We start from the raw sequence: 18,066 nt of genomic DNA, 5'->3' as shown, positions 1-18,066 counted from the left end.
ACCAGGGCGCGCTCGATGCCCCATCACCATCGGCCGAGCGGTTCGCGCGACTCTGCGCTATGGCGCGCAATTCGCGCTGTAGTGCCCCGATCGCGCAATCAGGACGGATGGGCTCTCGAAGCATACGCTCGATCGGCATGCAGCTTGCCTGGGCGTTTTGGGCACGGCTTGCTCATCCTTTCACTGCAGGGACGCACCCTACCAGCGGGATGAGGAAACGCGCGTCGTGTATTTGCCCGCCTGAGATCTGAGCGACTGGCGCAAGCCCACGCTCATCCACCAGCAGATGGTGTTTGCTTCTGCGTTTGACGCGAGCGGCGAGGCCGCAGCCGAATTCGCGCAGCAGGTACCCCTACGGCATTCCAGTCTTGAGCACTAAACAGAATCCCCGCTAGGGCCCCGCGATCATTGATATATAAGCGTCCGACTTCCGGCAATCGGTGATGGGTCAGAAGATGATCTGCCATAAGCGACCACGGGTCTTCAGGAAGTAGTACTCGGGCTGTGGCATTAGCTCGTCTACCAACGCGGCCGCTATGTTAGTGCCGGACTGACACTGCGTCGGTCTGCTATCGACCCAAAGCGGTCTTCCAACCAGCTGATGTGGCAATGGCTCGATGGTCACTCAGGTTGTATATTTGTTCTTATCCATCGCTCTCCACTTGCAGCTCGTTCTGCTTCTTCATTGGGTAATAGGTCCAGAATCGAGCCAAGTGATGCGTCTCGTTCAATCACATGTCCAAGCCCTACGACTCGATAGTGGTCGGCGCTGTCGGGGTGCAGATCACCGCAGAGGAAGCACCAACTGCCACCATCTCTGCTCACCAAGAGCACCGGTCGTGACTGATCGAAGACGTGAATGCATACGTAGGATTTTTGATGAAAGTTTGGCTTGGCAACCTTTTTCATGCTGTTTTTCACTATGCCTGTATGGCTGCTTTTGGCCGAACCCGGCCGCTCAGGGCAGCATAGCAGGTCGCCAGGCCGGAAATCCAGCGGTGGCCGCGGCAGGCCGGAACCGACCCAAAGCGGACCGTTATGCATTGTCAACTGACGAGCTGCCGCCCAATTTTGACTCTAATTCCTGTACGCGTTCGCGCAATGCAACTACAGGCGCCTGCGACAACCAAATAATGCCGATAGCGAATGCAACAATCGCGCTCATAGACATTGCACCCTCAATTCGCTGTCCAATGTAAATACCTCCAAGGCCCATCAAAAAAGCTCCTGCCACCATCATCAATTTTGACAACATTTTATCCCCAGTATTCGTTATGGCTGACTACACAGTATAGTTTTGGACAACCAGATTGTGTCGACATTGACGGGTGCTAATGACCGCTCTTGGCCGACTGCGGCCGGTCGAACCAGCATAGCAGGTTGCCAATGCGAAAAACTCGCGAAGTGTCACGACAGGCTGCTCCCGACCCAAAGGCGACGTTCAAGGCTTGGCGGGGCCAAAAACTGGCGCTGGGAAATATGGTTCAACCTGTTGACGGGTCAGCGCGAAACGAGTACACGCCAGCGCAGTAAGAGTTCAACCGTCTCGGCAGAATTTTCCCGAGGTCTTTCAATACCCATGCCGTTAGTCTCGATGTCGACGAGATGGTCGACGATCTCAGATTCAGTGGCGTCTGATCTGAGCAGCGACAGAACTCCGTTCACGTATCCGTCGTACTCATCCCTGGCTTCCGGAACACCTGCCACCCCGATGGGGTCCCAAATGTAATGGAGAACTTCACTGATTGCGGGATGTAGTTTACTGTCTTCGGTGTCGAGGCCGTATCCAAGGTCATATCTCATATTTTCTCTGCCATGACGATTCCCGATTCCGGTCCGACCGTCGACTACTGGCCGATCTGCGGCGATTGCGAAGGACCGCTCTTGGCCGAACCCGGCCGTTCATGGCAGCACAGCAGGTTGCCAGGTCGGAAATCCAGCGGTGGCCGCGACAGGCCGGAACCGACCCATTGTGGACGTTCAAACTGCTCGTACTGCTTGCCGAGTGCTCATGGCGACAGGAGCTTTGCTAGATGGGTTTCCATAGACGGATTTCCCTTACCTAAAGCGGACATTTCTCGTAAGACGCTTAGCCACTCAGTCATAAGTCTCGTATCTTCCTTCAATGCCTGTCGGGCTACGTCCCACTGATCTTCGAAGCTTCGGTTACGAGCCTGTAGGCCCTCAAGCAGAACGACACACACCTCGCAATATGCAGGCAGCCACCATACGTACTTCCTGTCTACCTCGTATGCCATCTGCTGTGCTTCCGCTGTAAAAACAGAAGAAGTACCGCATCCCCGACATCGACAGCGTATCGACTCATATTCGGTCGCATGCTCGTCGTAGTGGCCGCTTGTTCGTTGGCTTAAGGCAGTCCAGGAAGTGCGCAAAATCGGGACGTTCATAACATAGTTGATGTGACCTTTGGTGTGTCTGCGACCGTCCGCATCTGGCCGAACTCTGCCGTTCGCGTCAGCTTAGCAGGTTGCCCGACTGGAAAATTCACCGATTGTCTCGACAGGCAACTGTCGACCCAAAGCAGACCTGCGCGCGTTCGCACCTGTGTTTGCCTCGCCACCCACTTTAGACAGGTTTGCGATGAGATATGCGCCGTAATTCCTTCTGCCTCACACCGCGTGTTGTGTAGTTTCTGAACAAGAGGATGTTCGGTAGTCGGGTCGAAGGCAGCTAGCCGACGCTTGCCGTATCGAGCATCGATGATCGCTAACGCTCGAATAACTGGATTGTTGTGTTCCGACATATCCTCGACTGTCAGGCTGAGACTGCAGAACAGATCCTTGTTCATCTGTTCAAGTAGAAACAGGCCGCTGGAATCCATGACAGGCCACGCTAGTTCGTATGCCTGTGCAGGCGTAGACCCAGCGGCACGGTTCTTCGCGGTCAAGGCTACAAGCGAAGACAAATAACTTAGCGACCCGGCGCTGAAGATTCGACTACCGCGCAAACTGATCCAGAATTCCCCTTCTTGGTCGTGAGCATGACGATATCGTGTCTGGTTGAGATCAATGCTTGCCGCCACGCTCCCAGCAAAACGATCCTGTAGCTGCTTTTTAAGCTGTGACCATCGCATGCTGACTCGATTCTTTCATTGTTCAACCTGAGTTTATTTACTACAAAGGTCCGCTTCTGGCCGAAAGCGGACGGTCGGTACAGCTCACGGCACGAGAATGTTGCCGCAAGACCAAACAACAGGTTTTGTCAGACGTTCCAAGCCGGCGTTGCGCCGCGCCCGGATCAAGCGCCGCTGTGCGCAGGCGCCAGCCCGCGCCGGCGCGCCAGGCCGCGCTCGCACAGCGCGCCAACGGCATACAGCAGCAGGAACACCGGCATCACGAACAGGCCGTACGCTTCGGGCCACGACAAAAATTGAATGACGCGGCCAAGCCCGAACGCCTGGGCCAGCCCCAGTTGGCCGGCAATCGGCAACTGCAGGAAGGCGAGCTGCGACGCACCGTCGCCGCCGGCAAGCGACACGATGCCGACGCAGACGAGAAGGAAGATCGCATACGGGGCGCACAACAACAAACCGAGTCGGGACATCGGGAAACCAGGGTCGGGCCCTGTTGGCAAGAGGCGGTACGAATCGTCACGACGTGACAGGGCGACAGACACCGCCACCTTATCACCGCAAAACAGCCCAAAATCCTCCGAATGTCACGGGGCGCCCGCAAACGCTAACGTAATGCAAGGCGCATGTTGCGGGTGCCGTCTTCGCGGTCGATCGTCACCTCGAAGCCCAGCTTTTTCACCATCGCGACGATGCGCGAATTCTGTGGCAGCGCTTCGCCCACGATCTCGCCGGTACCGCGCGCGCGGCAATACCGGATCAGCTTTTCCATCATGATGCGTCCCAGCCCCACCCCTTTCAGGTCCGAGCGCACGGTGACGGCAAATTCGGCGCTCGTGTTGTCGGGATCGGCCACGACACGGGCCACCGCCAGTGTCTCGAATACCCCGGCGGCGTTCTTGCGGGTGGCGATGAAGGCCATCTCGCGGTCGTAGTCGATCTGCGTGAAGCGCGCCAGCTGCGACGGCTGCAGCTCGCGGATGCGTACGAACATCCGGTAGCGCACGTCGTCGGGCGTGAGCGCATCGAAGAACGCCAGGTGCGCCGGCCCGTCTTCGGGCCGGATCGGGCGCAGCAGCAGCGGTGCGCCCTGCCACTCGATGGTCTCTTCCAGTTCGCGCGGATAGGGCCGGATCGCGAGCCGGTCGAGCGTGCTGCCCGAACGGTCGGCCAGCGCCAACCGCATGCGCGCGTCGAGCACGATGGCGCCGCGGCTGTCGACCACGAGCGGGTTGATGTCCAGCTCGACGATTTCGGGAATATCGGAAATCAGGCGCGAGACCTGGATCAGCACCGCCAGCACGGCGTCGATATTGGCGGCAGGCCGGTTGCGGTAGCCGGCCAGCAAACGCGCCACGCGCGTGCGGTCGACCAGGTCGCGCGCCAGCACCAGATTCAGCGGCGGCAGGCCGACCGAGTAATCATCGAGCACCTCGACCGCCACGCCGCCCTGGCCGAACACCAGCACCGGCCCGAACACCGGGTCGAGCGCGGCGCCCACGATCAGTTCGTGGCCATGCGTGCGGCGGCACATGGCCTGCACCGAAAAGCCGTCGAAGCGCGCCTGCGGGAACAGTTCAATCAGCCGGGCGCGCATGCGCAGCGCGGCGGCGCGCACGGCGTCTTCCGAATCGAGGTCGAGCGTCACGCCGCCGACATCGGACTTGTGCATCACGTCGGGCGTGAGGATCTTGACGGCCACCGGGAACCCGATCGCGCGCGCCGCCGCCACGGCCGCGTCGACGTCAAGGGCGGCGCGCGTCTCGACCAGCGCCAGGCCATACGCGCGCAGGATCGCCTTGGTCTCGGGATCGGACAGCAAGAGGCGCTTGGCGGCGATCGCTTCGCGCACCAGCGCGCGCGCGGCGCTGCGATCGGGCGCCATATGGCCCGCCATCGACGGTGGCACTTCCATCAGCAGATTCTGGTTGCGCCGGTAGTTCACCAGTTGCAGAAAGCCGTTGACACCGTCTTCGGGCGTGCGGTACGTGGGCATGCGCGCCTCGGCCGCGATCGCGCGCGCAGCCACGACCGAGGCGCCGCCCAGCCAGCACGACAGGATCGGACGCGATGCGGCGCGCGCCAGCGGCGCAATCGCATTGGCCACGTCGCGGCTGTCGACGGTCGCAGTCGGTGAATGTACGATCAGCACGGCGTCGACCTGCGGGTCGGCCAGCAGCACGTCGAGCGCCGCCGCGTAGCGCTCGGGCGGCGCGCCGCCCAGCAGGTTCACGGGGCTGGCACGCACCGGATTGCCCGGCTGCGCGCCGTTCCAGCCGGCCGGCAGCACGGCATCGAGCCGCGCGATCGATTCGGGCGACAGCGTCGCCGCCACGCCGCCGCCGTAGCGCAGCGCGTCGCGCGCCAGCACGCCCGGCCCCAGGCCATTGCTGACAATGGCCAGGCGCTCGCCATGCAGCACGCGCGCATAGGCCAGCGTCTCGACCGCCGCGAACAGCTGCTCGGTGGTGTGCACGCGCAGCATGCCGGCGCGCCGGATCGCGGCGTCGAACACGTCGTCTTCGGTGGCCAGCGCCCCGCTTTCGCTGGCGGCCGGCCGCGCGCCGTCGGTATCGCTGCGCGACTTGAGCACGATCACCGGCTTGCTGCGCGCGGCGGCGCGCGCCGCCGACATGAACTTGCGCGCGTAACGCAGCTGGTCGACATACAGCAGGATCGCGCCGGCGTTGCCGTCGCTGGCCAGGTGATCGAGCACGTCGCCCAGGTCGACGTCGGCCGAGTCGCCCAGCGAGATGAAGTGCGAAAAGCCGATGCCGCGCGTGCGCGCCCAATCGAGCACGCCCGTCATCAAAGAGCCTGACTGCGAGACAAAGGCGATCCGCCCCGGCAAGGCGCCACTGTGGGCCACGCTGGCGTTCAGGCCCAGGCCAGGTACCAGCAGGCCCGCGCTGTTGGCGCCAAGAAGACGCAGCAGATAGGGGTGCGCCGCGTCGAGCGTGGCCTGGCGCAGGCTGCGCCCGCGGGCATCGCGCCCGCGCGCCAGGCCGCTGGTGAGCACCACGGCCGCGCGCGTGCCGCGCTCGCCCAACTGGCGCACCAGTTGCGGCACGGTGGCGGCTGGCGTGCAGATGACGGCCAGGTCGGGCGCCTCGGGCAGGTCGGCCACGGTGGCATAACACGGCACGTCGCCCAGCTGCGTGTATTTGGGATTGACGGCAAACAGCTTGCCCTTGAAGCCGCCGCCCTGCAGATTGGCCAGCAGCGTGGCGCCCATGCTGCCGGGCCGCGCCGAGGCGCCGATCAGTGCCACTGACTTGGGCGCAAACAGGTGCTGCAGGTTACGGACGCTCATGACAGCACCGGGGCGGTGCGCGGCATGGCCGGGCGGTTAAGAAGACGGGCGGCATGCGACATGGATGGGACCTTTGCGTCAGTGGCGTCAAGTAACGCCAGCATAACGCCACCGCGCACTGCAGCGCGCACAAAATCCCGCGCAGCAGTCAGCGAAAGGCGAATACGGCGCCAATGCGCCGCTGGGGCAGTGCGCGCAGTTCGGCCGAGCGGGCCAGCAGTTCGCGCATCAGGCCATCGGCCAGACCCGGTGTATGGTACGACACGACGTCGGCATCGAACGCAACCTCGGCCATGCAGCTGCGCATGCGCTGCGCTTCCGGCAGGTCGCACAGCGCGATGGCGGCCAGCATCTCGTCGGACACCGGCGGCAGCACGGCGTAGAAACGCACGCGAAACTGGCGATCGAGCAGCATGCTGCCATTCAGGAAACGGTCGGCACCGACGTCGAACAGCACCTGCGCAATGACTTCGGCCACCCTGCCCGCAACTTCTTCCTGGTTCTTCCTGCGCCGCAGAGCGAGCAGCCGCTCGATCAACACCATGCCTGCCCTTGTCATTGAATTGTCATTGAATCAACCCGGCATGCTATCAGCCGCTCTCCGGCCCTGCAAGCCTTGCGACCGCCATTGTGACGACAGTGTTGCGCCGACGCCATGCTAGAATCGGGCCGTGAACCATCCCGTCCCTGTCTGCCTGCGCCGCGTATTCGTCTGGCTGCTGTTGCTGGCAATACCCTTCCAGGGCATTGCGTCGGCAGGCATGCTGACGTGCACGCATGCGCCCATGCAGCATGGCGTCGCTGCACCTCCTGCCGCCATGCACGACATGGCCGGGGGGACAGGTCACTGTCACGAGGCCGGGCCGCAGGTTGCCGCGGCCACCGACCATGCGTCCGCGAGTCACGACCAGGAGCGCTGCAGCGCGTGCGCCGCCTGCTGTCTCGGCGCTGCCATGGCTGGCACGCCGACGATTCCCGCCGCACCGCAGACTCTGTCGACCCGGCTGATGGATACCGCCACCGGCCGACTGGAAGCGGTGGACCTGGCCTTGCCCGAACGACCTCCCCGCTTCCCGCTCGCCTGAATCAGCAAGCCGCCGCGCCACGCTGCGCGGCATCACTGCATTTCACCGAACGAGGAATCATGTCGCTTCTATCCCGACGACAGTCGCTGCTGCTGGCCTGTGTGCTGGCCAGCAGCGCCTTGACGCCTGCCGCAGCGCAGACCAGCCGCGCCACCGATCCGGACGCCGCCGTCCCGGAAACCCGCTACCAGCCGGCGCACGTCCTGCGCGCACCCGCGGCAGAACGCGCGACGACGGCCACGCCCGATCGCCTGTGGCACGAACACAACCGCATCGTGGCAGGCCAGCCCGGCCATGCCGGCCACGGCAAGCCGGCGCCGGATCAGCACGCGCATCACCACAACGATTCCCCTGCCCCTGCACAGCCAAATCACGAGGAGCACCATTGATGGCCCACCCGATCTCATGGCGCGCCACATCATCCCTCGCATGCGGCCTGCTGCTGGCGGGCTGCGTCAGCGTCGCGCCCGAGCGCGCCTTCGAAGCCAGCGCCGCTGCGGCGCAGACGCGCACGGGCGTGGAAGCCCGCCTGCTGCGCAGCGATGCCGACCGCCAGGCTTTGCAGGCCGACATCGACGCACTGCTGCAGGCGCCGCTGACACAGGACGCCGCCGTGCGCATCGCTGTGCTGAACCATCCTGGCCTGCAAGCCACCTACTGGGAGGCAGGCATTGCCCAGGCCGACGTGGCCCAGGCTGCGCGCCTGCGCAATCCCGGTTTCGGCTTCTCGCGCATGGACGGTGGCGGCAACCGGGAAACCGAACGCTCGGTCTCGATCGACCTGGCGGGCCTGCTCACGATGCCGCTGCGCCAGCGCATGGCCGCGAGGCGCTTTGATGAAACGACGCTGCGCGTGGCCGCTGCCATCGAGCGCCACGTCAACGCCACCCGGCGCGCGTGGGTCGAGGCCGTGGCCGCGCGCCAGGCCGTGGCCTATGCGCGTCAGGTGGCGGACGCCACCGACGCATCGAGCTCCCTGATGGCGCGCATGACCCAGGCCGGCAATGCCAGCGCACTCGACCTGGCGCGCGAGTCGGCCTTCCACGCCGAAGCCGGCGCCGGTGTGTTGCGCGCCGACCGCCTGGCGAGCGCCGCGCGCGAACATCTGACGCGCCAGCTCGGTCTGTGGGGGACGCAGACGCTCTACACGCTGCCCGAGCGCTTGCCCGATCTGCCTGCGGCGCCGGCCGAACTGGCCGGCATCGAGCGCACGGCGCTGCGCCAGCGCCTGGACGTGCAGGCCGCGCGCGCCGCCGCCAGCGGCACCGCCGCCGACCTGGGTCTCACGCGCACCACGCGCTTCGTCAATGTGCTCGACCTGGGCTATGCGAGCAAGCATGAAACGGGTGAGTCCAAAAGCGACGGCTACGAGATCGGCCTGGAACTGCCGCTATTCGACTGGGGCGGCGCCCGCGTGGCGCGCGCCGAAGCGATGTACATGCAGTCGCTCGGCCAGGTCGCGGCGGTCGCGGTCAACGCACGCAGCGAAGCGCGCGCTGGCTACCTCGGCTACCGCGCGAGCTATGACGTGGCGCGCCACTACCGCGACCAGGTCATCCCGCTGCGCAAGCAGATCGCCGACGAGACGCTGCTGCGCTACAACGGCATGCTTGCCAGCCCGTTCGAACTGCTGGCCGACGCGCGCGAACAGGCCGCAGCGGTCCACGCCACCATCGAAGCGCTGAAGGATTTCTGGCTGGCCCAGGTCGACCTGGAAACCGCCATCGGCACGCGCCTGCCGGCGCGACCGACCACTGACAAGAAGGACGTATCACAATGACCAACCGCAGAACGTTCCTGACCGGCGCCGGCGCCGGTATCACGGCACTGGGCGCCTCGCTCGTGAGCCGTGCCGGCGCGGCGTCGCTGCCGGAAGCCCCGACCCACACCTCGAGCGCTACCGCCGCGCCACTGGCCCCGACAGGCGGGCGCCCGTACAACCCCGTCGTCACGCTTAATGGCTGGACGCTGCCATGGCGCATGAAGGACGGCGTCAAGGAATTCCACCTGGTGGCCGAACCGGTCGTGCGCGAATTCGCGCCCGGCATGCAGGTCAATTTATGGGGCTACAACGGCCAGAGCCCGGGCCCGACCATCGAAGTGGTCGAGGGTGACCGCGTGCGTATCTTCGTCACCAACAAGCTGCCCGAACACACCAGCGTGCACTGGCACGGCCAGTTGCTGCCGTGCGGGATGGATGGCGTGACGGGGCTGACGCAGCCCGGCATCCAGCCCGGCAAGACGTTCGTCTATGAATTCGTCGCGCGCCACGCGGGCACTTTCATGTACCACCCGCACGCCGACGAGATGCAGCAGATGGCGATGGGGATGATGGGCTTCTGGGTCACGCACCCGAAGAATCCGCGCCAGCACGCCGTCGATCGCGACTACGTGATGCTGCTGTCGTCGTATGACATCGAACCGGGCAGCTATACGCCGCGCACCAACACGATGCTCGACTTCAACCTGTGGACCATCAACAGCCGCGTGTTCCCGGGCCTGGATCCGATGGTCGCGCGCCTGGGCGACAAGGTGCGCATCCGCGTCGGCAACCTGACGATGACGAACCATCCGATCCACCTGCACGGACACCGCTTCGAAGTCGCTGGCACCGATGGCGGCTGGGTGCCGAAGTCGGCGCGCTGGCCCGAGGTGACGACCGACGTCGCCGTCGGCCAGATGCGCGCGATCGAGTTCGTGGCCGATGCGCCGGGCGACTGGGCCTTCCACTGCCACAAATCGCACCACACGATGAATGCAATGGGCCACGACGTGCCGACGCTGATCGGCGTCGACCATCGGGGCGTGGCCGAAAAAATCAACAAGCTGGTGCCGGGCTATATGGTCATGGGCGACAAGGGTGGCTCGATGGGCGACATGAAGATGCCACTGCCGGCCAACACGCTGCCGATGATGAGCGGCGACGGCCCGTTCGGCAACCTGGAGATGGGCGGCATGTTCACGGTGCTGAAAGTGCGCGAAGGATTGAGGCGCGGCGACTACAGCGACCCTGGCTGGTACCGGCATCCGGCCGGCACGGTCGCGCGCGAATGGACGGGCGACGGCGCCGGGGCGCTGCCGCCAGCGCCGCGTGCGCCGGATGCGCGCCCGGCACCGGCGCCGGCCGGCCAGGCGATGGATGCGCGCAAACCCGGCGCGAACGACATGACGGGGCACGAGCACCACTAGCCCGCTGCAGGAGTCTCGGGCGCCTCGGGCACTTCGGGTACCTTGCGCAGCAGCGCAATGAGCTGCGGCGGCGCGACCGGTTTCGTGAAGTGCTCGTCGAAGCCGGCCGCCAGCGACGCGGCGCGGTCTTCCTTGCGGCCGCGCCCCGTCACCGCCACCAGGTAGGGGCGCGGCGCGTCCTGGGCCAGCATACCCGCCAGCTCCAGCCCATCCAGGTGCGGCATGCCCAGGTCGAGCACCGCGATCCGGGCCGGCCGTTCGCGGTGCAGGCGCAGCGCCTCGGCGCCATCGTGCGCCACCATCACGGTGGCGCCCTCCGAGCGGAGCAGCCAGGCCAGCGATTCCGCCGCATCCACATTGTCGTCGGCGACCAGGATATGCTTGCCCAGCGCAGCACCGTCAGGCACGGGGAGCACGTCGCCCGGCGCCATGACCGGCTCCTCGCACAGGCGCAGGCGCACGAGGAAGGTCGCGCCGCGGCCCGGCCCGTCGCTGTCGGCCCAGATACGGCCGCCATGCAGCTCGACAAAGCCCTTGGCCAGCGACAGCCCGATCCCCAGCCCGCCCTGCGCCAGGTGACTGGCGCTGCCGGCCTGGACAAACGGATCGAACACGCGTTCGAGCATGTCGGGCGCCAGCCCCACGCCGCTGTCGGCCACCCAGGCAATGGCCTGATCATCTTCGCGCCGCAAGCCCAACTCAAGGCCGCCGCCCGGCGGCGTGTATTTCGCCGCATTCGTAATCAGGTTGGCGAAGACCTGCGTCAGGCGCAGCGGATCGGCGTCGACCCACAGCGGTTCATCGGCCACGCGCAGCGCCACCTGGTGGCGGCCGGCCTCGATCAGCGGCATGCTCGTTTGCAGCGTCTCGCGCAACAGGCGGCCCAGGTCCACGCGCACGCGGCGCAGTTCGATCTTGCCGCGGCTGATGCGCGAGACGTCCAGCAGGTCGTCGAGCAGGCGCGCCATCTGGTCGGTCTGGCGCGCCACCATGGCCGCAATCCATGCGATGCGTTCCGGCGCCAGCGACTTGCTGCGCAGGAGCGAGGCCGCGTTGGCGATCGGCGCCAGCGGGTTGCGCAATTCGTGCGCGAGCGTGGCGATGTAGACGTCCTTGCGGCCGTCGGCTTCGCGCAGGCTTTGCATTGCCGCCTCGCGTTCGGAGACGTCCAGCACCAGCGAAAACACGGTCTGGATGTCGCCGGCCTCGTCGACCAGCACCGAGTTGTACCATTCGCAGCACAGCGCGCGCCCGTCGCGGGTGCGGTTGCGGTTGGCCGATTTGGCGTAGCGCGTGCCGGAATCGACCAGGCGCGCGATCATTGCATCGACCTGGCCGGCATCACCCTCGTGAATCATGCCGATGCGGTCGATCCGCCGGCCGATCGCATCGGCCGCAGGCCAGCCAAACAGTTCTTCGGCGCGGCGGTTCCACAGCGTGATGACCAGGTCGCGGTTCCATTCGATCACGGCCAGCGGCGTGTTCTCGATCAGGTAGCGGGTCTGGTCCAGCGCCCGGGCCAGCGCCGCACTGGCTTCGGTGCGCTCGGAGATATCGTCGATGACGATCACGGCGGAGGCCAGTTCGGCAGCGCTCTCGCGCAGCGGCGCGCCGCTGACCGCATACACGCGGCGTGCGCCGCCCTGCACGCTCTCGATCATCGCGTCATGAAAGGCCCGGCCGCCGATCGCGCGCGCTACCGGTTCGCGGATCAGGTCGAGCATGCCCCCGACGCCATCGGCCGCAAAATGGCGCGCCATCTGCGTGGCCTGGTCGTTGGCCATCACGCAACGACCCTGGGCGTCGACGATCAGCACGCCGTCGGGCAACTGGCGCAGAACGGTGCCAAGCAGGCTTTGCCACTGGGCGTGGGCGCGCGTTTCGATCATTTCCTGGAACGTCGCATGCAGGCGCGCGTGCAGTGCGATATTGTCGATCGCCAGGGCGCCCAGCACGAACAGCGACGTGGACAGGCCGTACAGGCGCCCGGCGTAGAACCCCAGGTCGAACAAACCGGTATTGAACACACACGACAGGCCCACTTCGAACACCCAGGCCGCCATCGCCACGGTCAGCCAGACATCGAGCACGGTGCGCGGGCGCTTTTGCACCGTGGCATACAGCACGTAGATCGACAGGACCAGTATGCCGGCCGAGATGCCATGGTAGAGCGGCAGCGTGCGCGTGCCGTCGATCAGCCTGGGCAGATACGGCGCGCCGGTCGTGCCCACCAGCACCAGCAGCGAGACGAACAGCACGGTCAGCAGCGCGCCGATGCGCATGAAGTGCGGCGGCAGCGGCGCGCCCGCCAGACGCCCGCGCGCGCTGCGCGAGTAGCCGAGCACGAACAGCGGATACAGCGCATGCCAGGTGGCGTGCAGCCAGGCCGCAGTCTGCGGATTACCGCCGAGCACGCCCTGGTTGCCAAGCAGGCCGTGGAACGTGAGCATGTGGGCGCCGGCAATCAGCGCGGTGAACAGGTAGCCCAGGGCAAGGATGCCCAGGGCCAGCGAACGCCGTGTGTGGACATGACCGAGTAGCAGGATGCCGGTGACGAAGTTGCTGGCGATCAGTGTCGACAGATAGATCGGCAGGAATTCCGGCGCGTGCGGCAAGGGCACGCCGGCCGCTGGCACCAGGACGGCGAACCCCAGCGCCAGCCCCGCCAGCACCAGCACGGCGCTGCGCAGCTGCGCACTGCCGGGCGGATGCCTGACCAGGTCGATCGGTTCTGCGAGCACACCATCTCTCATGAGGATTCCGCTGACAGGGTCGGTCGGAGATGCACAGGGTTCGGTATTGATCTTTCTACAAAATATAGCTCATATGAATATTGTTCGGGGGTGTATTTATCCGCTTATCGTCCAGGAAACACACTGGGCCGCGGCACCAGGCGGCCTCAGGCGCCGGCCGTCACGGGATAGCCGGCGTCGTCGATGGCCGCCACCAGCGGCGCCACGGCGGCCGTGCTGTCGATGCGGACCTTGCCGCTCGCCAGATCGATGTTCACCGTGGCGGCCGGATCGACGGCGTGAACAGCGGCGGTCACGCGGCCAACGCAATGTTTGCAGGTCATGTCGGCAACAGTCAGTTCAATCATGTGAGATTCTCCTTTGATTGGGGGCGCAGGCACGGGTGCGAGCGCCCCGGTGGTGGTGGAAATGGAACGGGACGCCGCGCGCCAGCGGCGCAGCAGCAATGCGTTGGCCACGACGCTGACCGAACTGAGCGCCATCGCGGCGCCGGCCAGCACCGGATTGAGCAGCCCGAAAGCGGCCAGCGGCACGCCGATCAGGTTATACACGAAGGCCCAGCCCAGGTTCTGGCGAATCTTGCGCCAGGTACGCTGCGAGACGTCGAGCGCGTCGGCCACCAGCATTGGATCGCCCCGCATCAGCGTGATGCCGGCGCTGTGCATCGCCACGTCGGTCCCGGTGGCCATTGCCATGCCGACGTCGGCCGCGGCCAGCGCCGGCGCGTCGTTGATGCCGTCGCCAATCATGGCGACCGTGTGGCCAGCCTGGCGCAGCGCCGTGATGACGTCGGCCTTGTCCGCCGGGAGCACCTCGGCATGCAAGCGCGTGATGCCGAGCGCATCTGCCACGACTTGCGCGGCGCCGGCGCTGTCGCCGGTCAGCAGTACCGGCGTGATGCCGCACGCGACCAGGCGCGCGACGGCGTCCTTCGCACCTGGCTTGAGCCCGTCACCGAACGCGAGCAAGCCAAGCACGGTGACGGTGTCGCCACGCCGCTCGGCCAGCCAGGACACGGTACGCCCTGCTGCCTCGTGCGCCTCGGCCCCGGCCGCCAGCACACCGAGGTCGTTCATCAGACGCCGGTTGCCAAGCAGGATCGTTGCGCCATCGACGTCGGCCTGCACACCGCGCCCCGGCAGCGCTTTGGCATCGCTTGCGCGCGGCACCGTCAGCGTGCGTCGCGCCGCATCGTCCAGCACGGCGCGCGCCAGCGGATGCGCACTGGTTTGCTGGACCGCAGCGGCCAGCGTGAGCAGGCGCGTCGTATCCGGACCGTCGAGCGCCAGCAACTGCGGGCGGCCTTCGGTCAGGGTGCCGGTCTTGTCGAACACGACGACGTCGACGGCATGCGCCGTTTCCAGCGCCTCGGCGTCCTTGATCAGGATCCCGTGGCGCGCGGCCACGCCGGTGCCGACCATGATCGCCGTCGGCGTGGCCAGGCCCAGCGCACACGGACAGGCAATCACCATCACGGCCACCGCATTGAGCAGCGCGCCCTGCCAGTCGCCCGTACTCACGCCCCAGGCCAGCAGCGTGACGAGGGAAATGGCCAGCACCACCGGCACGAACACGGCGCTGACCCGATCGACCAGGCGCTGGATCGGCGCCTTCGCGGCCTGCGCGTCTTCGACCATGCGGATGATCTGCGCGAGCATCGTCGCGCTGCCAACGGCGGTTGCCCGCACCAGCAGCAAGCCGTCGGCATTGACGGCGCCGCCGGCCACGGCATCAAACGGCCCCTTGGTCAGCGGCAGGCTCTCGCCGGTCAGCAGCGACTCGTCGACGTGGCTCAGGCCCTCGAGCACCACGCCATCGGCCGGCACCCGTTCGCCAGGCTTGACCACGATCACGTCGCCCACCCGCAAGGCCGCCAGCGGCACGCGGACGTCAAGCCCGTCGCGACGCACAAGAGCGTCGGCCGGCTGCAGGCGCTCCAGTGCGCCCAGCGCCTCGATCGTCTGGCGCCGGGCGCGGCCTTCCAGCCATTTGCCGAGCAGCACCAGCGTGATGACGACGGCCGACGATTCGAAATACAGGTGGGATACTGCGTGCCCGCCCGGCGTCAGCAGCAGGTACAGCGACAGGCCGTAAGCGGCGCTCGTGCCGATGGCAACCAGCAAATCCATATTACCCGCTCCGGCGCGCAGCGCGCCCCAGCCGGCGCGGTAGAAACGCGCGCCGAGCCAGAACTGCACCGGCGTGGCAAGCAGCCACTGCAGCCAGCCCGGCAACATCGCATCGATGCCGAACGGCGCCAGCAACATCGGCATCACCAGCGGCGCGCTCAGCAATGCGGCACTGGCGACGGGCCACCACGGGGCGGCACCGGCTCTGGCAGCAGGGACGGGAGCATCCGGTGTCTCGAGGCGGGCTGTGTAACCGGCCGCCTGCACCGCTGCCACCAGCGCTGCCGTCGGCGCAGCGCCGTCGATGCGGGCCTTTTCGGTGGCCAGATTGACACTGGCGCCGGTGACGCCGGCCACATTGACCAGGGCTTTTTCGACACGTGCCACGCAGGACGCGCAGGTCATGCCGTCGATCAGGAGGGTGACGGGTGGTGTTGCCGGAGAGAGTTTGTCATGAACCATGCGTCAAGGATAAACCTTCCCACCGTGGCAAGGTCAAGACAATCTGGCGATCACGGATTCAACTGCCGAAGTTGAACAGTACGCCGACCGCGAGTTCGACCCACAGCACGCCGAACACCAGTGCCAGGGCGCCCACGATGGCGATGCGCTGCCAGACGGCCAGGCGTGCCACGCGGCGGCCCGTGCGCAGACACGTCCAGCCGGCGCTGGCCAGCAGCACGGCGGCCACGCCGAAATCCAGGCCGGTCCATTGCACGCCGTGCGTGAACTGCATTGCTACCAGAGGGCCGAGCAGGATCATTGCCGTCGCCAGCGCGACGCGCACTGCATCGATGCCCATCGACGCGCGCACCATCTCGTCGTTCGCGCGAAGGTCCCTGCTGCCTGCCGTATTCATGCTGTTTTTCCTGGTGCGTGGCCGACCGCTGGTGCCGGAACCGCCAGTGTAGTCCTATTGTCATCCCGACAAAAGCGGCAAATGCCGCGCCGCGTGCCACAATGCAGAAACCAGCGGTTACAAGCGACACGCCGGAAGTCGACCATGCCCACCCAGTTTCCCTAGAGCACGCATCATGCGATCCTTGTTGCCTATTCTGCTGTTCCCGATCACGCTTGCCACGACTGCCGCGACGGCGCAGGTGCCGCTGCGCGGCGCCCTGCCCGGCACGGCCGTCACGACAACGCAATCGGCAACGCTGACGGCCCTGCGCGATGCCGAACGCCGGCGCGCCGAGGCCGTCGCCGAGCGCGATGTCGATACGTTGCGCGACATCATTGCCACCGATTACTATCACGTCGAGACCAATGGCCGCGTGCGTACGCGCAGCGAATTTCTGCAACTGCTGGCGCGCGACGACTACGAGTTTCGCTCGTACACCAACGTCAGCATGGAAATTCAATTGCTCGACAGTGGCCGCACGGCGATCGTACGGGGTCACTTTCAGGCGGATGTGGCAGCATCGGGCCGGGCACGCGAATTTCGCGGCCGCTATGTCCGCGTCTGGCAACTGCAGGCAGAAGGCTGGCGCAACACGATGATGCAGAGTACCGAAATCCGGCCCGGGCGCTGAGCGCCCGATCGGGTGCATGGCAGCGGCCGGGAATCGCCTTTGCTCACCCGGCGCGCCAGCCTATTGCAGATGCTGGTATTCTGGACAAGTCAGGGCGCACGCGGAAACCATTTCGGCGGATGCCCCGGGGTGCGCGTTGCCCATCCCGGATTGACCAGCACATGCACGACGCCGGGCCGTGACGAACACGGCCCTGGTGCCTCGCTTCATACCGGAACAGCGTTCCCAACCATCTGAACGGAGAATGATCATGCCATACGCATTGCCACCACTGCCTTACGCCTACGATGCCCTCGAGCCGCATTTCGATTCGCGCACGATGGAAATCCACCACACGAAGCATCACCAGGCTTACATCACCAACGTCAACAACGCGCTGGGCGACGCTGGCGTCGCCGAGATGCCGGTCGAGCAGCTGATCGCCGACATTGGCAGCCTGCCGCAAGCCGTCCAAGGTGCCGTGCGCAACAATGGCGGTGGTCACGCCAACCACTCGCTGTTCTGGACCGTGCTGACCCCGGAAGGCGGCAAGCCAAGCGGCAAAGTTGCCCAGGCAATCGAAAACGACCTCGGCGGCTACGAGAAGTTCAAGGATGCGTTCACCAAAGCCGCGCAAACCCGCTTCGGTAGCGGCTGGGCCTGGCTGACCGTCGGCAAGGACGGCAAGCTGCTGGTCGAAAGCAGCGCCAACCAGGACAGCCCGCTGATGGGCGAGTTCGCCGGCATGTCGGGCGGCACGCCGATCCTGGGCCTGGACGTGTGGGAACACGCGTACTACCTGCAATACCAGAACAAGCGCCCTGACTACATCGCGGCCTTCTTCAACATCATCAACTGGGCGGAAGTCGAACGCCGCTACGAAGAAGCGCTGGCCAAGTAAGCCGGTGTTCGGGCCTGCCATGCAGGCCTGTCTGCAAGTGCGAGGCCGGCCATGATGCCGGCCTCGCGCCGTATACACGTGCAATGAAGGACAT

General features: G+C 65.8%; 16 protein-coding genes. 6 read left to right on the top strand and 10 right to left on the bottom strand.

Features of this window, described 5'->3' with window-relative positions:
• Nucleotides 1–621 precede the first annotated feature (621 nt).
• From AC56LH_RS06035 to AC56LH_RS06005, 7 genes are all read right to left on the bottom strand, one after another.
• Nucleotides 622–909 (bottom strand): hypothetical protein, encoded by a 288-nt coding sequence (locus tag AC56LH_RS06035; protein ID WP_499644839.1) that lies wholly within the window; start codon nt 907–909, stop codon nt 622–624.
• 127 nt (nt 910–1,036) lie between these two features.
• Nucleotides 1,037–1,255 carry a hypothetical protein gene (locus AC56LH_RS06030; RefSeq protein WP_499644837.1) on the bottom strand — a complete coding sequence of 73 codons (219 nt, stop codon included), beginning with the start codon at nt 1,253–1,255 and terminating at the stop codon, nt 1,037–1,039.
• A 245-nt stretch (nt 1,256–1,500) separates the two neighbouring features.
• Nucleotides 1,501–1,803 (bottom strand): hypothetical protein, encoded by a 303-nt coding sequence (locus AC56LH_RS06025; protein WP_499644834.1) that lies wholly within the window; start codon nt 1,801–1,803, stop codon nt 1,501–1,503.
• A gap of 601 nt (nt 1,804–2,404) precedes the next feature.
• On the bottom strand, nt 2,405–3,094 hold the full coding sequence (locus AC56LH_RS06020; protein ID WP_499644832.1) for an SF0329 family protein: 690 nt from the start codon (nt 3,092–3,094) through the stop codon (nt 2,405–2,407).
• A gap of 164 nt (nt 3,095–3,258) precedes the next feature.
• Nucleotides 3,259–3,564, bottom strand: coding sequence for a hypothetical protein (locus AC56LH_RS06015; RefSeq protein ID WP_499644830.1), 306 nt, complete (start codon nt 3,562–3,564; stop codon nt 3,259–3,261).
• A gap of 134 nt (nt 3,565–3,698) precedes the next feature.
• Nucleotides 3,699–6,404, bottom strand: a complete 2,706-nt coding sequence (locus AC56LH_RS06010) for a bifunctional acetate--CoA ligase family protein/GNAT family N-acetyltransferase (protein ID WP_499644828.1) — start codon at nt 6,402–6,404, stop codon at nt 3,699–3,701.
• A 148-nt stretch (nt 6,405–6,552) separates the two neighbouring features.
• Nucleotides 6,553–6,963 carry a hypothetical protein gene (locus tag AC56LH_RS06005; protein ID WP_499644826.1) on the bottom strand — a complete coding sequence of 137 codons (411 nt, stop codon included), beginning with the start codon at nt 6,961–6,963 and terminating at the stop codon, nt 6,553–6,555.
• A gap of 112 nt (nt 6,964–7,075) precedes the next feature.
• On the opposite strand from AC56LH_RS06005, the gene AC56LH_RS06000 reads away from it, so the two are divergent.
• From AC56LH_RS06000 to AC56LH_RS05985, 4 genes are read left to right on the top strand one after another with little or no spacing between them, the layout of a single operon-like run.
• The gene (locus tag AC56LH_RS06000) at nt 7,076–7,489 is read left to right on the top strand and encodes a hypothetical protein (RefSeq protein WP_499644825.1); all 414 of its coding nucleotides are present in this window, start codon (nt 7,076–7,078) and stop codon (nt 7,487–7,489) included.
• Nucleotides 7,490–7,548: 59 nt separating this feature from the next.
• The gene (locus AC56LH_RS05995) at nt 7,549–7,878 is read left to right on the top strand and encodes a hypothetical protein (protein WP_499644823.1); all 330 of its coding nucleotides are present in this window, start codon (nt 7,549–7,551) and stop codon (nt 7,876–7,878) included.
• Entirely contained in the window at nt 7,878–9,269 is a 1,392-nt protein-coding gene (locus tag AC56LH_RS05990; RefSeq protein ID WP_499644821.1) for a TolC family protein, read from the top strand. Before AC56LH_RS05995 ends, AC56LH_RS05990 begins: the two co-directional genes overlap by 1 nt.
• Nucleotides 9,266–10,678 carry a multicopper oxidase family protein gene (locus AC56LH_RS05985; RefSeq protein ID WP_499644819.1) on the top strand — a complete coding sequence of 471 codons (1,413 nt, stop codon included), beginning with the start codon at nt 9,266–9,268 and terminating at the stop codon, nt 10,676–10,678. Before AC56LH_RS05990 ends, AC56LH_RS05985 begins: the two co-directional genes overlap by 4 nt.
• Here AC56LH_RS05985 and AC56LH_RS05980 read toward each other — a convergent pair.
• The 3 genes from AC56LH_RS05980 to AC56LH_RS05970 form a co-directional block, all read right to left on the bottom strand.
• Nucleotides 10,675–13,431 carry an ATP-binding protein gene (locus tag AC56LH_RS05980; protein WP_499644817.1) on the bottom strand — a complete coding sequence of 919 codons (2,757 nt, stop codon included), beginning with the start codon at nt 13,429–13,431 and terminating at the stop codon, nt 10,675–10,677. The two genes, AC56LH_RS05985 and AC56LH_RS05980, sit on opposite strands and share 4 nt — an antisense overlap.
• Nucleotides 13,432–13,577: 146 nt before the next feature.
• Nucleotides 13,578–16,022, bottom strand: coding sequence for a heavy metal translocating P-type ATPase (locus AC56LH_RS05975; protein WP_499644815.1), 2,445 nt, complete (start codon nt 16,020–16,022; stop codon nt 13,578–13,580).
• A gap of 58 nt (nt 16,023–16,080) precedes the next feature.
• Nucleotides 16,081–16,419: a hypothetical protein gene (locus tag AC56LH_RS05970; RefSeq protein ID WP_499644813.1), complete on the bottom strand. Its 339-nt coding sequence runs from the start codon at nt 16,417–16,419 to the stop codon at nt 16,081–16,083.
• Between the two features lie 184 nt (nt 16,420–16,603).
• Here AC56LH_RS05970 and AC56LH_RS05965 point away from each other — a divergent pair, with 184 nt between their 5' ends.
• Together AC56LH_RS05965 and AC56LH_RS05960 are read left to right on the top strand one after the other, a co-directional pair.
• Complete coding sequence (locus tag AC56LH_RS05965; protein WP_499644811.1) at nt 16,604–17,092, top strand: nuclear transport factor 2 family protein; 489 nt, start codon at nt 16,604–16,606, stop codon at nt 17,090–17,092.
• Nucleotides 17,093–17,342: 250 nt separating this feature from the next.
• Nucleotides 17,343–17,972: a superoxide dismutase gene (locus AC56LH_RS05960; RefSeq protein ID WP_499644809.1), complete on the top strand. Its 630-nt coding sequence runs from the start codon at nt 17,343–17,345 to the stop codon at nt 17,970–17,972.
• Nucleotides 17,973–18,066: the final 94 nt, after the last annotated feature.

The organism is Telluria sp. LT1R51-2, from assembly GCF_059685775.1.
This window is presented reverse-complemented; position numbering and strand designations above follow the sequence as displayed.